Here is a 14674-nt window from a genome sequence, read left to right as displayed (position 1 = left end):
CGCCATGGGTGACTCGGCACGAAGACTAAGCCATCTGGCGCTGACCGCCCGGGGCGGGCGTGACCCTGAAATCACCGGGCTGGCCGTCGACAGTCGTCAGGTGCGCGACGGGTTCCTGTTCGCGGCGCTGCCCGGCAGTCGGGTGCATGGCGGCGAGTTCATCCAGTATGCGCTGCGCATGGGCGCCAGCACCATCCTGACCGATGCCGAGGGCGCCCGCATCGCGGCTGCCGAACTGGACGCCTCGCAGGCCGCGCTGGTGGTGGTCGAGGATCCGCGCCAGACGCTGGCCCTGACGGCGGCGCTGTGGTTTGGGGCGCAGCCCGCCACCATGGTCGCGGTCACCGGCACCAACGGCAAGACCTCGGTCTCGACCTTTGTGCGTCAGATCTGGACCGAGCTGGGCCATGATGCCGTCAACCTGGGCACCACCGGGGTCGAGGGCGCCTGGACCGCGCCGCTGGCCCATACAACGCCCGAGCCGATCACCCTGCACCGCTGTCTGGCCGAGGCGGCGGCAAACGGCGTCACCCATGCGGCGATGGAGGCCTCCAGCCACGGGCTGGAACAGCGGCGGCTCGATGGGGTGGTGCTCAAGGCTGCCGGTTTCACCAATTTCACCCAGGACCATCTGGATTACCACGAAACCTTCGAGGCCTATTTCGCCGCCAAGGCGGGGCTGTTCCGCCGTGTGCTGCCGCCTGATGGGGTGGCGGTGATCAACATGGATGACCCCAAAGGCGCCGAGATGCGCGCCATTGCCGCCGCGCGTGGCCAGAACGTGCTGACCGTTGGGCGCGGCCCCTGCGATCTGAGCCTGACCAACCAGCGGTTCGACGCCACCGGGCAGGACCTGCTGTTTTCCTGGCGGGGCAAGGCCTATCAGGCACGGCTTGACCTGATCGGCGGTTTTCAGGCGGAAAACATCCTTTTGGCCTGCGGGCTTGTCATCGCCAGCGGCGACGCGCCCGAACGCGTGTTCGAAACCCTTCCGCATCTGGGCACGGTCCGGGGCCGGATGCAACTGGCCGCGACCCGCGCCAATGGTGCTGCGGTCTTTGTCGATTACTCCCATACCCCCGATGCGGTGGCCACCGCGCTCAAGGCGTTGCGCCCGCATGTGATGGGGCGTCTGGTGGCTATCGTCGGCGCCGGAGGCGACCGCGACCCGTACAAACGCCCGCTTATGGGCAAGGCGGCGGTCGAGAACGCCGATATCGTCATTGTCACCGACGACAACCCGCGCAGCGAGGACCCCGCCCTGATCCGCGCGGCCGTGATGCAGGGCGCCCCCGGCGCCACCGAAGTGGGCGACCGGGCCGAGGCGATCCTGCGAGGGGTCGACACGCTGGAACCGGGCGATGCCTTGCTGATCTGCGGCAAGGGACATGAGACCGGGCAGGTTGTGGGCGATCAGGTGCTGCCTTTTGACGATGTGGAACAGGCCAGCATCGCGGTGGCCGCACTGGAAGGAAGGCTGGCATGACCCTCTGGACCGCAGCCGAAGCCGCCGAGGCCACCGGGGGGCGCGCCCTGGGCGACTGGCAGGTCTCCGGTATCTCGATCGACACCCGCACCATTGCGCCGGGCGACCTCTTCGTCGCACTGACCGCCGCCCGCGACGGGCATGACTTTGTGGCGCAGGCGCTTGAGAAGGGCGCGGGCGCCGCGCTGGTCTCGCGCATCCCCGAGGGGGTGGCCCCGGACGCGCCGCTGTTGCTGGTCGATGACGTGCAAACCGGGCTCGAGGCCCTGGGCCGCGCGGGTCGCGCCCGTACACAGGCGCGGGTGGTGTCGGTGACCGGCAGTGTCGGCAAGACCTCGACCAAGGAAATGCTGGCCGCCATGCTGGGCGTTCAGGGCCGCACCCATGCCAGTGTCGCCAGCTATAACAACCACTGGGGCGTGCCGCTGACACTGGCGCGGATGCCGCGCGACACCGAATTTGCGGTGATCGAGATCGGCATGAACCATCCCGGCGAGATCGCGCCGCTGGCCCGCCAGGCCCGCCCGCATGTGGCAATGGTCACCACCGTCGCGGCGGTTCATCTGGAGGCGTTTGACGACGTGGCAGGTATCGCGCGCGAGAAGGCCGCGATCATGGAGGGGCTGGAGCCCGGCGGTGTGGCGGTTCTGAACGCCGATATCGCCGAGGCGGATATCCTGCGCGCCGCGGCGCAGGGTGCCCGGCAACTCTCGTTCGGGCGTGCCGCGCAAGACTATCGCCTGACCGGGGTCGAGGTGGCGGATGGGGTGACCCATGCCCGCGCCGACACACCGGCCGGCCCTGTCCGCTTCTCCCTGCAATCGGCGGGAACGCATTTCGCGATGAACGCGCTGGGCGCCCTGGCCTGCTGCGATGCACTGGGCGCCGATGCGGAGTTGTCGCTGCAAGGGCTGGAGCGCTGGACGCCCTACAAAGGGCGCGGCGCGCGTGAAACGATATCTCTCGCGGGCGGGACGCTGACCCTGTTCGACGACAGCTATAACGCCAATCCCACGTCGGTCGGTGCTGCGCTTGAGGTGCTGGCAGCTGCTCCGAGCACCCGCCGGGTCGCCTTTCTGGGCGACATGAAGGAGCTTGGTCCCGAGGAACTGCCGCTGCATGCCGGGCTGGCCGTGCTGCCGGCGATGGAAATGATCGACCGGGTCCATTGCATCGGGCCGCTGATGCGCGACCTGTTTGATGCTTTGCCCGAGGCCAAACGTGGGCGTTGGACAGAGACCGGCGCGCAAATGCTGGCCGAACTGCCCGCATTGGTCGCGCCGGGCGATGCAGTGCTGGTCAAGGGCTCGCTCAGCATGGGATTGGCCCGTCTTGTTGACGGGCTGCGCGAAATGGGCCATGGGGCCGGATCGAAACAGTCGGAAACGTAACAAGGACGCCGTCGCATGCTTTATTGGTTGACCGCCCTGTCGGACGGGGGGGATGTCTGGAACCTCTTCCGCTACATCACCTTCCGCGCGGGCGGGGCCTTCATGACGGCGTTGATCTTCGGGTTCCTGTTCGGGCGCCCGCTGATCAACGTGCTGCGCCGCAAGCAGGGCAAGGGCCAGCCGATCCGCGACGACGGCCCCGAGGGGCATTTTTCCAAGGCGGGCACGCCGACCATGGGCGGGCTGCTGATCGTGGGGGCGCTGTTGACCTCGACCCTGCTCTGGGCGCGTTGGGACAACCCGTTTGTCTGGATGGTGCTGTTCGTGACGCTGGCCTATGCGCTGATCGGCTTTGCCGACGACTATGCCAAGGTGTCGAAACAGAACACCAAGGGCGTATCGGGCAAGATGCGGCTGGCGCTGGGCATCATCATCGCGGTGATCGCCGCGCTCTGGGCCAGCTACAACCACCCGGCCGAATTGCAGAACCAGCTGGCGCTGCCGGTGTTCAAGGACACGCTGATCAATCTGGGCCTGCTCTATGTGCCCTTCGCGATCTGCGTCATCGTCGGCTCGGCCAATGCGGTCAACCTGACCGACGGGCTGGACGGTCTGGCGATCATGCCCGCGATGATCGCGGCCTCGACCCTGGGCGTCATCGCCTATGCGGTGGGCCGGGTCGACTTTACCGAATATCTCGACGTGCATTACGTGCCGGGAACCGGAGAGATCCTGATCTTCACCGCCGCCCTGTTTGGCGCCGGGTTGGGGTTCCTGTGGTATAACGCGCCGCCTGCGGCGGTGTTCATGGGCGATACCGGTTCGCTGGCACTGGGCGGCGCGCTGGGCGCGATCGCGGTGGCGACCAAGCACGAGCTGGTGCTGGCCATCGTCGGCGGGCTATTTGTGGTCGAGGCGCTGAGTGTCATCATCCAGGTGCTCTATTTCAAGCGCACCGGCAAGCGGGTGTTCCTGATGGCCCCGATCCATCACCATTACGAGAAAAAGGGCTGGGCCGAACCCACCATCGTGATCCGCTTCTGGATCATTTCGCTGATCCTGGCGATGATCGGGCTGGCCACGCTCAAGGTCCGCTGAGGCGGGCCTTTCGTACACCGAATTGACCGTTTCATAGGGGTCGGGCAAACCTCGTTTTCGACGTTCGCTGACCGCCAAACATGCCTTTCGAGGAAGAGTGGACTCTTAATGGCGACGCCAAGGATGCGGAGGCTTGGGGGCATTTCCCCGGTACCTGTCGCCACACTCCCTCCTTGCCCGGTGTCCCAAGCTGTTGCAGACTTTGGCTCAGAGAAGGGATGCAGTGTTTCACTGCGGGGTCTCAAGGTCGAACGGACCCGGGCTGTGGCATACTTTGGAGGGAGGGAGACATGACATCCAGTGGCTCGGACCCCGGACCGTCGGACCATGCGACGCCGCAGCAGGGAATGCCCGAGCTCAACGGGCTGACGGCGGATGATATCCGGGCGTCACTGAAGGCAGGCTTCGCCGACTTTCTGGCGCGGCCTATGATGAGCGGGTTCTTTGGCCTGTTCTATGCGGTGTTCGGGCTCCTGTTCGTCTGGTGCCTGGTCTGGCTCGGCGCGGTCTGGATGGTCATTCCCGCCGCGATCGGTTTTCCGCTGGTTGCACCCTTTGCCGCCGCCGGGCTCTATGAGATGTCCCGCCGACTGGCGCGCGGGGAGGAGTTTGGCTGGTCGGACATCCTTAACGTCATGAGCAGCCAGAGCAGGCGCGAAATGGGCTGGATGGCCTTTGTCACGCTGTTCATCTTCTGGGTGTGGTTCTACCAGTTCCGGACCGTTCTGGTGATCACCCTGCAGAACTCGTCCTTCTCGGATCTGGACGGGTTTTTGAACACGGTTTTCTTCACCCCGGAGGGCTGGATCTTCCTTGCGATCGGCGCCTGTGTCGGCGCGTTCCTGTCGGCGGTGCTGTTCTCGGTGACGGTCGTTGCCATGCCCATGCTGCTGGACCGCGAGGTCGATTTCATAACCGCTATGCTCACCTCGGTTCGCGTGGTGCGGGAGAACCCGGTGGTGATGCTCGGCTGGGCGGCGATCATTTTGGTCACCATGCTGTTGTCGATGGTTCCGGCATTCCTGGGCCTGATCTTTACCCTGCCGATACTCGGCCATACGACTTGGCACCTCTATCTGCGAGCCGTGTCGCCGGTAGAGGGGTGACGTGCCCGGTTGGCAGCGCGGATTTCGATGGCGAGGGGGGCAAGTTTCGCGAACCGCGCCAAGGAATGGATATGTTCCTTTCCCCTCCCTTGCCCCGCTTGCAATCCGCCAGAGCCTCGGTACAGGGTGGCGGCGGATGGGTTTGAGGGAGAGCAGGCATGATCCCGGTCAAAGGGTTTGCGGGCGCCAAGGTGGCGGTTCTGGGTCTGGGCCGTTCGGGTTTGGCCACGGCGCGGGCCTTGCGCGCGGGGGGCGCAGAGGCGCTGTGTTGGGATGACAACCCGGCCGCGCGCGAGGCGGCCGAGGGCGAGGGGTTCACCATCCGCGACCTGCGCAAACAGGGCGTCTGGGACGATACCGCCTGTCTGGTCGTGTCGCCGGGCATCCCTCACCTTTACCCCGAACCCAACCCGGTAATCGCCGCTGCTTTGGAGGCAGGGGTGCCGGTCGACAATGATATCGGCCTCTTCTTCCGCTCCTTCGCAGGACCCGAGTGGAACAGCATGGACACACTGCCCCGTGTGGTGGCGGTGACAGGGTCGAACGGCAAGTCGACCACCTCGGCGCTGATCCATCACATCCTGACCGAGGCCGGGCGGCCCGCGCAACTGGCGGGCAATATCGGGCGCGGGGTGCTGGATATCGAACCGGGAGAAGAGGGCTCGGTCGTGGTGCTGGAGCTGTCCAGCTATCAGACCGACCTGGCCCGCGCGTTGACGCCGGATGTGGCGGTGTTCACCAATCTGTCGCCCGATCATCTGGACCGGCATGGCGGCATGGGCGGGTATTTCGCGGCCAAGCGCCGCCTCTTTGCCGAGGGCGGGCCGGATCGGGCGGTGATCGGGGTGGACGAGTCCGAGGGGATGTATCTGGCGGGCCAGATGTCCGAAGGACCGGGCGATGACCGGGTGATCCGGGTCTCGGTCAGCCGCAAGCTGACCGGGCCGGGCTGGCAGGTGTTTGCGCGCAAGGGGTATCTGAGCGAGTACCGCAAGGGGCGGCAGGCAGGGTCCATCGACCTGCGCGATATTCGCGGGCTGCCGGGGGCGCATAACCACCAGAACGCCTGCGCGGCCTATGCCGCCTGCCGGGCGCTGGGGCTGAGCCCGAAGGCGATCGAGATGGGGATGCGCAGCTATCCCGGCCTGCCGCACCGTAGCCAGATCGTGGCCGAGGCGGGCGGGGTCACCTATGTCAACGACAGCAAGGCCACCAATGTGGACGCGGCGCTGAAGGCGCTGGGCGCGTTCAAGCGGATCCGCTGGATCTGTGGCGGGTTGCAGAAGGAGGGCGGCATCGCTTCGCTGAACGATGGGTTGGGCGAGGTGCTGAAGGCCTATGTGATCGGACGCGAGGCCGCCGGTTTCGCGTTGCAACTGGAGGTCGAGAGCGAGGTCTGCACCACCATGGAAGAGGCGGTAGCCCGTGCCATCGCTGAGGCCCAGCCGGGCGATATGGTGCTGTTGGCTCCTGCTGCGGCCAGCTTCGACCAGTACGACAATTTCGAACGCCGCGGCGAACATTTCATGGCCGAAGTACAGAAACATCTGGCCGGGTAGGGGGCGCTGCCCCCGTCACCTTCGGTGACTCCCCCGGTATATTTCAAGCAAAAGGAACGAGCGAAGGCCTGTTCCTTCATTTCGCCTCAAATACTCCGGAGCGCGAGGCAGCGCCTCGCATCGGCGCTTGCGGTCAGCGCTGTGCCTTGGCAATCGCGGTTCCGGCGGCATGTCCCGAGGACCAGGCCCATTGGAAGTTATAGCCGCCGAGCCAGCCGGTGACGTCCACCGCCTCGCCGATGGCGTAGAGACCGGGGAGGGATTTCGCCTCCATCGTGCGGGCGTCGAGCGCGTCTGTGTCGATGCCGCCCAGCGTGACCTCGGCCGTGCGATAACCTTCGGTGCCCGAGGGTGTCAGGCGCCAGTCGTGCAACGCCTCGGAGAGCGCGCGGAGCGCGCTGTCGGACTGATCGGCGAGGCGGCCTGACAGACCCAGTTGCAGCGCCAGCGCCTCGACCAGCCTTGCGGGCAGCAGGCGGGCCAGTTCGGTGGTCAGGTCGCGGCGCCCCGAGGTCTGCCGCTGGTCGCGCAGTGCGGTGTAGAGGTCGCGGTCCGGGGCGAGGTCGATGCGGATCTCTTCGCCCTCGTGCCAGTAAGAGGAGAGTTGCAGCACCGCCGGGCCGCTGAGGCCGCGATGGGTGAAGAGCAGCGCCTCGTCGAACGAGGCGCGTGCGTTCGACAGGCGGGCTGGCAACGAGAGACCTGCGAGCGGGGCAAACCGCGCCTCGGGAAAGGTGAAGGGGACAAGGCCGGCGCGGGTCTCGGTCACCGGCAGGCCGAATTGCCGGGCGATGTCATAGGCCAGGCCCGTGGCGCCCATCTTGGGGATCGACTTGCCGCCGGTGGCCAGCACGAGATTGCGGGCGGTGAGGCGTTCCGTCCGGCCCTCGCGTTCGACCGTCAGCGCGAACCGCCCGTCGGCATGGGACAGCTCCCTCAGGCTGGTGTTGAGCCAGAGGGTCGCGCCCGCGCGTTCCATCTCCGAGAGTAGCATTGCGACGATCTGTTTGGCCGAACTGTCGCAGAAGAGTTGGCCCAGGGTCTTTTCGTGCCAGGCGATACCGTGGCGGTTCACCAGGTCGATGAAATCCCACTGGGTATAGCGGGCCAGCGCCGATTTGCAGAAATGCGGGTTCTGCGACAGGAAGTTCTCGGGGCCTGCGTGCATGTTGGTAAAGTTGCAGCGGCCGCCGCCGGAGATGCGGATCTTTTCCCCCGGCGCGCGGGCGTGGTCGAGTACCAGCGTGCCCGGTCCCGCATGGGCCGCGCACATCATGCCGGCAGCGCCGGCGCCCAGGATGATCGTGTTCAACTGCATCTGCCGGGGGTGCCGTACCGCGCGCGATTTGGCAAGGGGGTCAGGTGATCGGGGGTCAGGCCATCGGCGGCATCACCGGCTTACGCCGCATGCCGCTGAGCGCGTTCAATGCCACAGCGGCGAGAATGATCGCGCCGCCCCAGAGGGTGCCTGCGCTGGCCTCTTCCCCCAGGATCAGCCAGACCCAGACCGGCGCCAGCATGGACTCGATCATGGTGATCAGCGTCAGTTCGGCTGCGGGCACCACCTGGCTGCCCATCGTATAGAGCGCCATGCCCACCGCCAGCAGCCCCGCGCCCATCGCCATGGCGATGGCGATGTCGCGCGCGGGCACCAAAAGCGGCTGACCGGTGAGCCCGAGCATTCCCAGCGCCACCATCATCGACAGCATGCCGCCGATGGCGACGGCGGGCATCATGTCGCCCAGCCGTCCCCAGCGCAGCGACAGGGTGAAAAGCGCAAACCCCATGGCCGAGGCGAGCGCGGCCAGATTGCCCGCCAGCGCCCCCAGCGCCAGCCCCTCGCGCACCATCACCACCAGGCCGACCAGGGCGATGGCGATGGCGGCCCAGGTGGCGGGGCGCACGGTTTCGCGCAGCACGACCCAGCTTAGGGCTGCGGCCAGAAAGGGGGAGGCGGCGAACAGGAACACCGCATTGGCCACGGTGGTGGACTGGATGGCAAAGATCGCGCCCGCAAAGGCGACCACCAGGCCAAAGCCCGCCATCAGCCCGGCCCGGCCGGTGGCGCGCAGGGCGGGCAGGATCGGCTTGCGTTTGCGCCAGACAAAAAAGGCAAGCAGGGCGGGCACCATCGCCGCCGAACGCCAGAACAGGATCGCCCAGGTTCCGGCCACTTCGATTTCGCGGATGGCAAGGCCCATCAGCGACCAGAGCAGCGCGGCGGTTGCCACCAGAATGACCCCTGTCGAATAGCGCATGCCCTTTGCCCCTTGCCCCGGTAACGGGGCGATGGTGGCGGCGGGTCGGGGGCGCGTCTGTTCCGTTCGCGACGTGACGCGCCGCAAAAGGCTGGTGCGTCAGGGGGTTGCGGGGCACTGATCCCGGTTCTTGAGTCGATGGCCCACATCGACGATCGCCAGGATGGCGGGAACCAGGTCTTGCCCTAGACCCGTTAGGCTGTATTCGACTGAGGGCGGCGAGGTCGGGCGCACCTCGCGCTGGACCACGCCCTTGTGCTCCAGCTCGCGCAGGCGGGTGGTCAGCATCTTGGCCGAGATGCCGGGGATATCGACCCGCAGCTCGTTGAACCGCCGTGCTCCGCCGCTGAGATACCAGATCACGTTCGGGGTCCAGGCGCCGCCCAGCAGCTTCATGCATTCGCTCAGCGGGCAGCGGCCGGGCAGGGGGGCGGCCTTGTTGCGGGTGATCTTGAGCGCCATTGGATTCTCACCTGGTAACCGTGGGGTAACCGGATAAAGCAGTAACAAAAGGAAATCAAGTTTACTTCGGTAACTGGGTGATTACTTCCAGCCCATCAGAGCAATCCGACAAAAGGAGATGGAACGGATGAAACTCTATTACAAACCCGGTGCCTGTTCGCTGGCCAGCCATATCGCGTTGATCGAGGCGGGCGAAAGCTTTGAACTGGAGCAGGTGGACACTGCCGCCGGCACCACCGCATCGGGCGGCGATTTCCGCGCCATCAACCCCAAGGGATATGTGCCCGCGCTGGTGCTGGACGGGGGCGAGACCGTGACCGAGGGCGCCGCCATCCTGCAGCTGATCGCCGAGCGCAACCCCGATGCCGGGCTGGTGCCGCAGGGCGGTGGCCTGGGCCGGACCCGGGTGCAGGAGCAGCTGAATTTCGTCGCCTCGGAATTGCACAAGGCGTTTGGGCCGTTCTTCTCGGGCAAGCCGCTGGAAGGCGAGGCGCGCGACGCGGCGGTCGAGCGGGTCAATGGCCGGATGCAGATCGTCGAGGCGATGCTGGCGGATGGCCGCGACTATCTGAATGGGGCGCAGTTCAGCGTGGCTGATGCTTATCTGTTCGTGGTTACCAACTGGGCCAATTTCCTGGGCCTGTCGCTGGACGCGGTGCCCAACCTCAAGGCGCTGGTCGCCCGGGTGGCCGAGCGCCCCGCCACCCGCGCCGCGATGCAGGCCGAGGGGCTGTTGGGATGAGCATGACGACCGAAGAGGCGCCCTTTGCCGCCGTTCAGGCGGTGATCGGGACCTATTTCGACGGGTTGCACCATGCCGACAGCGCCCGGTTGCGGCAGGTCTTCCACCCGCAGGCGATCTATGCCTGTGCCACCGGTGGCGACTGGCTTTACCGCGACATGGAGACCTATTTCGCGGTGGTCGATCAGCGGGTCTCGCCCGCCAGCAAGGGCGAGGCGCGGCGCGACCGCATCCAGTCGATCGACTTTGCCGGGCCGGATACGGCGCGGGCGGTAGTGAACTGCGCCATCGGTGACAGCTATTTCACCGATTTCCTGACCTTTGTGCGGCAGGACGGGCGCTGGCAGATCCTGGCCAAGGTGTTCCATTCGGAACCTCTCTGACCCTTTCCGGCGCGCTTGTGCGCGCCGGACCCCGAGACCAACAAGGACCCCGAGACCAACAAGGACCCCGAGACCCACATGCCCTATGTCAACATCAAGATCACCCGCGAGGGCGCGACGCCTGCGCAGAAGGCCGAGCTGATCGCTGGTGTTACCGACCTGCTCAAGCAGGTGTTGAACAAGAACCCCGAGACCACGTTTGTCGTCATAGACGAGGTCGAGATGGAACATTGGGGGATCGCCGGCCTGCCGGTGGCGGAGTACCGCCAGCGCAAGGCCGGCTGATCCCGCCTCTCCGCCCCCGCGCGCGCCGGGGCGGAGAAATGCCTGTGCCGGACAAAGCCTCTGGCACGATGGGCGCCTTTGCAGTACTCTTGCACCAGATCCGGCGCAAACCGGGCACGAAGACCCCGAACAGGGGCGCGAACGAGGCAGCAAGCGGCAGTGGTGTCATGACCGAGATGGTATATGGCGCGGTCCCCGAGCGGGGCGGCGAACCTATTCTTCCCAAATGGTGGCGGACACTCGACAAATGGTCGATGTCCTGCGTGCTGATCCTGTTCGGGATCGGGCTGCTGCTGGGCCTTGCGGCCTCGCCGCCGCTGGCCGCGCGCAACGGGTTCGATCCGTTCCATTACGTGCAGCGGCAGGCGTTTTTCGGGGGGCTGGCCATCGTGGCGATGCTCCTGACCTCGATGATGTCGCCGGTGCTGGTGCGTCGCCTTGCGGTGCTGGGCTTTCTGGGCGCCTTCGTGGCGCTGGCGCTGCTACCGGTGTTCGGCACCGATTTCGGCAAGGGGGCGGTGCGCTGGTACTCGCTCGGTTTCGCCTCGGTGCAGCCCTCGGAGTTTCTCAAGCCCGGTTTCATGGTGGTCGCCGCCTGGCTGTTTGCCGCCTCGCAGGAAATCAACGGCCCGCCGGGGCGGCTGTGGTCCTTTGCGCTCTGCGTGGCGATCGTGCTGATGCTGGTGATGCAGCCTGATTTCGGGCAGGCCTGTCTGGTCCTGTTTGGCTGGGGCGTTATGTATTTCGTGGCCGGTGCGCCGATGCTGCTGCTGATGGCGATGGCCGGCGTCGTGGTGCTGGGCGGCATGGTCGCCTATTCCAGTTCCGAACATTTTGCCCGCCGCATCGACGGGTTTCTGAACCCCGATGTCGATCCCACCACACAGCTGGGCTATGCCACCAACGCCATTCGCGAGGGCGGGTTGTTCGGCGTCGGTGTTGGCGAGGGGCAGGTGAAATGGTCGCTGCCCGATGCCCATACCGATTTCATCATCGCGGTGGCGGCCGAGGAATACGGGCTGGTTCTGGTTCTGATCATTATCGCGCTCTATGCCTCGATCGTGGTACGCTCGCTGCTGCGACTGATGCGTGAACGGGACATGTTCCTGCGCCTTGCAGGCACCGGCCTTGCCTGTACCTTTGGCGTGCAGGCGATGATCAACATGGGGGTGGCCGTGCGCCTGCTGCCGGCCAAGGGAATGACCCTGCCCTTTGTGAGCTATGGTGGCTCTTCGCTCATCGCGGGCGGTATTGCGGTGGGCATGCTTCTGTGTTTCACCCGCACCCGCCCGCAAGGAGAGCTTGGCGACCTGTTGCGCGGGCGCGGATAGACAGGCGGTTGGGATGACGCGGAAATACCTGATGATCGCGGCGGGTGGGACCGGGGGGCACATGTTCCCCGCCCAGGCCCTGGCCGAGGCGATGCTGCGCAAGGGCTGGCGGGTGCGCCTGTCCACCGACGCCCGTGGTGCACGCTATACCGGGGGGTTCCCGCACACCACCGAGATCACGCAAGTGTCCAGCGCGACCTTCGCCCGCGGCGGGGTTCTGGCCAAGGCGATGGTGGCGCCCCGCATCGCGACGGGCATCGCCGGGGCCGCGATGCAGATGCGCCGCGACCGCCCTGATGTGGTGGTGGGTTTTGGCGGCTATCCTTCGATCCCGGCGCTGGCGGCGGCAACGCTGCTCAGGCTGCCGCGCATGATCCATGAACAGAACGGTGTGCTGGGCCGGGTCAACCAGGTGTTTGCCCGCCGGGTTGCCTGCGTTGCCTGCGGCGTCTGGCCCACCGACCTGCCCGAGGGCGCCCAAGGCGTGCATGTGGGCAATCCTGTTCGGGCCGCCGTGCTGGAACGGGCCGGTGCCGCTTATATCCCGCCCGGACCCTATCCGATGTCGATCCTGGTGATGGGCGGCAGCCAGGGCGCCCGCATCCTCAGCGATGTGGTGCCCGGTGCCATCGCCGCCCTGCCCGAAGAGCTGCGTCAGTATATCCGCGTCGCCCATCAGGCCCGCGACGAGGACGGTGCGCGGGTGAGTGAGTTTTATGCCGCCCATGGTATCGACGCCGAGGTCGAACCCTTCTTTCACGATGTGCCCCGGCGGATGTCCGAGGCGCAACTGGTGATCAGCCGCGCGGGCGCCTCGAGCGTTGCCGATATCAGTGTGATCGGGCGCCCCTCGATCCTGATCCCCTACGCGGCGGCCACTGGCGATCACCAGACTGCCAATGCCCGCGCGCTGACCGGCGCCAATGCGGCGATCCTGATCCCGGAACGCGCCCTTGACAGCGCCGCGCTGGCAGAGCAGATCGTGGCGGTCTTGACCAATCCGGACGCGGCGCTGCAGATGGCCAACGCGGCCCTGTCCACCGGCGCCCCCGATGCAACCGAACGTCTGGTCGGACTGGTCGAACAGCTGGCCGAGAAGGAGACACCATGACCGCTGCCACCAAACTGCCGCAGGATGTCGGCCCGATCCATTTTGTCGGCATCGGCGGCATCGGCATGTCGGGCATCGCTGAGGTCTTGTTGAACCTAGGGTACCGGGTGCAGGGCTCCGACCTCAGGGGCTCGAAGATAACCGAGCGTTTGGCTGGGCTGGGCGCCGAAATCTTCGTGGGACAGAGTGCCGAGAACCTGGACGGCGCTGCCGTGGTGGTGATCTCTTCAGCGATCAAGCCCGGCAATCCCGAGCTGGATGGTGCCCGCGCGCAGGGCCTACCGGTGGTGCGTCGCGCGGACATGCTGGCCGAGCTGATGCGGCTGAAATCCAACATCGCCATTGCTGGCACCCATGGCAAGACAACCACGACCACCATGATGGCGGAACTGATGGTGGCAGGCGGATTTGATCCGACCGTGATCAATGGCGGCATCATCCATGCCTATGGCTCGAACGCGCGGATGGGGCAGGGCGAATGGATGGTGGTCGAGGCCGATGAAAGCGACGGTTCGTTCAACCGGCTGCCCGCCACCGTGGCCATCGTCACCAATATCGACCCCGAGCATATGGAGCACTGGGGCTCGATCGAGGGTCTGCGGCAGGGGTTCTATGACTTTGTCTCGAACATTCCGTTCTATGGCATCGCCGTCTGCTGCACCGATCATGCCGAGGTACAATCACTGGTAGGTCGGATCACCGACCGCCGCGTGCGCACCTACGGCTTCAACGCCCAGGCTGATGTGCGTGCGATCAACCTGACCTACAAGGGCGGGGTGGCGCATTTCGACATCCAGCTTCAACATGAAGAGATGGTGATCGAGGGCTGCACCCTGCCGATGCCGGGCGATCACAACGTATCGAACGCGCTGAGCGCGGTGGCCGTGGCCCGCCATCTGGGCATGAAGGCCGACGAGATCCGCGCCGCATTGGCCGCCTTTGGTGGCGTCAACCGCCGCTTTACCAAGGTGGGCGAGGTGGACGGCGTCACCATCATCGACGATTACGGCCATCACCCGGTCGAGATCGCCGCCGTGCTGAAAGCGGCGCGCCAGGCCAGCGAGGGCCGGGTCATCGCCGTGCATCAGCCGCACCGCTATTCGCGCCTGTCGAACCTGTTCGACGATTTCTGCGCCTGTTTCAACGAGGCCGATGTGGTTGCCATCGCCGAGGTCTATGCCGCCGGCGAGACGCCGATCGCCGGCGCCGACCGCGACTCGCTGGTCGCCGGGCTGATCCGGCATGGCCATCGCCATGCCCGCGCCATCCTCAGCGAGGATGACCTGGAACGGCTGGTGCGCGAGCAGGCACGTCCGGGCGACATGGTGGTCTGTCTGGGTGCCGGCACGATCAGCGCCTGGGCCAACGGCCTGCCCGATCGGCTGAAGGGATAGGCCCGCGCCCGCGCCGCCCGTGCGGCGACGGGTCGGGCTGTCATTCTCCTAATGCACTGTAGGGTAGG

14 protein-coding genes are annotated in these 14674 nt (G+C 66.2%); 11 read left to right on the top strand and 3 right to left on the bottom strand.

All coding sequences use genetic code 11. The annotated features are described in order from the left end of the window. Positions 1 to 4 precede the first annotated feature (4 nt). The 5 genes from AC2FL1_RS12580 to murD all read left to right on the top strand — a co-directional run bounded on the left by AC2FL1_RS12580 (position 5) and on the right by murD (position 6640). Positions 5 to 1486: a UDP-N-acetylmuramoyl-L-alanyl-D-glutamate--2,6-diaminopimelate ligase gene (locus tag AC2FL1_RS12580; protein ID WP_496877161.1), complete on the top strand. Its 1482-nt coding sequence runs from the start codon at positions 5 to 7 to the stop codon at positions 1484 to 1486. Continuing rightward, positions 1483 to 2877 carry a UDP-N-acetylmuramoyl-tripeptide--D-alanyl-D-alanine ligase gene (locus tag AC2FL1_RS12575; RefSeq protein WP_496824811.1) on the top strand — a complete coding sequence of 465 codons (1395 nt, stop codon included), beginning with the start codon at positions 1483 to 1485 and terminating at the stop codon, positions 2875 to 2877. Before AC2FL1_RS12580 ends, AC2FL1_RS12575 begins: the two co-directional genes overlap by 4 nt. Before the next feature lie 15 nt (positions 2878 to 2892). Then, positions 2893 to 3975, top strand: coding sequence for a phospho-N-acetylmuramoyl-pentapeptide-transferase (mraY, locus tag AC2FL1_RS12570; RefSeq protein WP_496824809.1), 1083 nt, complete (start codon positions 2893 to 2895; stop codon positions 3973 to 3975). Between the two features lie 290 nt (positions 3976 to 4265). Next, positions 4266 to 5081, top strand: coding sequence for a DUF2189 domain-containing protein (locus tag AC2FL1_RS12565; protein WP_496877160.1), 816 nt, complete (start codon positions 4266 to 4268; stop codon positions 5079 to 5081). A gap of 158 nt (positions 5082 to 5239) precedes the next feature. Next, positions 5240 to 6640, top strand: a complete 1401-nt coding sequence (gene murD / locus AC2FL1_RS12560; protein WP_496877159.1) for a UDP-N-acetylmuramoyl-L-alanine--D-glutamate ligase — start codon at positions 5240 to 5242, stop codon at positions 6638 to 6640. Positions 6641 to 6773: 133 nt separating this feature from the next. Here the strand turns inward: murD and AC2FL1_RS12555 are convergent, their stop codons facing one another. The 3 genes from AC2FL1_RS12555 to AC2FL1_RS12545 form a co-directional block, all read right to left on the bottom strand. After that, entirely contained in the window at positions 6774 to 7958 is a 1185-nt protein-coding gene (locus AC2FL1_RS12555; RefSeq protein ID WP_496877158.1) for a BaiN/RdsA family NAD(P)/FAD-dependent oxidoreductase, read from the bottom strand. 55 nt (positions 7959 to 8013) lie between these two features. After that, positions 8014 to 8898, bottom strand: a complete 885-nt coding sequence (locus AC2FL1_RS12550; protein WP_496877157.1) for a DMT family transporter — start codon at positions 8896 to 8898, stop codon at positions 8014 to 8016. A 99-nt stretch (positions 8899 to 8997) separates the two neighbouring features. After that, complete coding sequence (locus AC2FL1_RS12545; protein WP_496877156.1) at positions 8998 to 9360, bottom strand: winged helix-turn-helix transcriptional regulator; 363 nt, start codon at positions 9358 to 9360, stop codon at positions 8998 to 9000. Positions 9361 to 9487: 127 nt separating this feature from the next. Between AC2FL1_RS12545 and gstA the strand changes: the two genes are divergently transcribed. The 6 genes from gstA (at position 9488) to murC (ending at position 14606) form a co-directional block, all read left to right on the top strand. Next, positions 9488 to 10102, top strand: coding sequence for a glutathione transferase GstA (gene gstA, locus AC2FL1_RS12540; protein WP_496877155.1), 615 nt, complete (start codon positions 9488 to 9490; stop codon positions 10100 to 10102). Further along, positions 10099 to 10485 (top strand): nuclear transport factor 2 family protein, encoded by a 387-nt coding sequence (locus AC2FL1_RS12535; protein WP_496877154.1) that lies wholly within the window; start codon positions 10099 to 10101, stop codon positions 10483 to 10485. Before gstA ends, AC2FL1_RS12535 begins: the two co-directional genes overlap by 4 nt. Positions 10486 to 10500: 15 nt before the next feature. After that, the gene (locus AC2FL1_RS12530) at positions 10501 to 10770 is read left to right on the top strand and encodes a tautomerase family protein (protein ID WP_496877153.1); all 270 of its coding nucleotides are present in this window, start codon (positions 10501 to 10503) and stop codon (positions 10768 to 10770) included. A 167-nt stretch (positions 10771 to 10937) separates the two neighbouring features. After that, positions 10938 to 12101, top strand: coding sequence for a putative lipid II flippase FtsW (gene ftsW, locus AC2FL1_RS12525; protein WP_496877152.1), 1164 nt, complete (start codon positions 10938 to 10940; stop codon positions 12099 to 12101). A 13-nt stretch (positions 12102 to 12114) separates the two neighbouring features. Beyond that, positions 12115 to 13212 (top strand): UDP-N-acetylglucosamine--N-acetylmuramyl-(pentapeptide) pyrophosphoryl-undecaprenol N-acetylglucosamine transferase, encoded by a 1098-nt coding sequence (locus tag AC2FL1_RS12520; protein ID WP_496877151.1) that lies wholly within the window; start codon positions 12115 to 12117, stop codon positions 13210 to 13212. Further along, the gene (gene murC / locus AC2FL1_RS12515; protein WP_496877150.1) at positions 13209 to 14606 is read left to right on the top strand and encodes a UDP-N-acetylmuramate--L-alanine ligase; all 1398 of its coding nucleotides are present in this window, start codon (positions 13209 to 13211) and stop codon (positions 14604 to 14606) included. The genes AC2FL1_RS12520 and murC overlap by 4 nt, the downstream gene beginning before the upstream one ends. Positions 14607 to 14674: the final 68 nt, after the last annotated feature.

Source organism: Ruegeria sp. YKSF070 (genome assembly GCF_059612725.1).
This window is presented reverse-complemented; position numbering and strand designations above follow the sequence as displayed.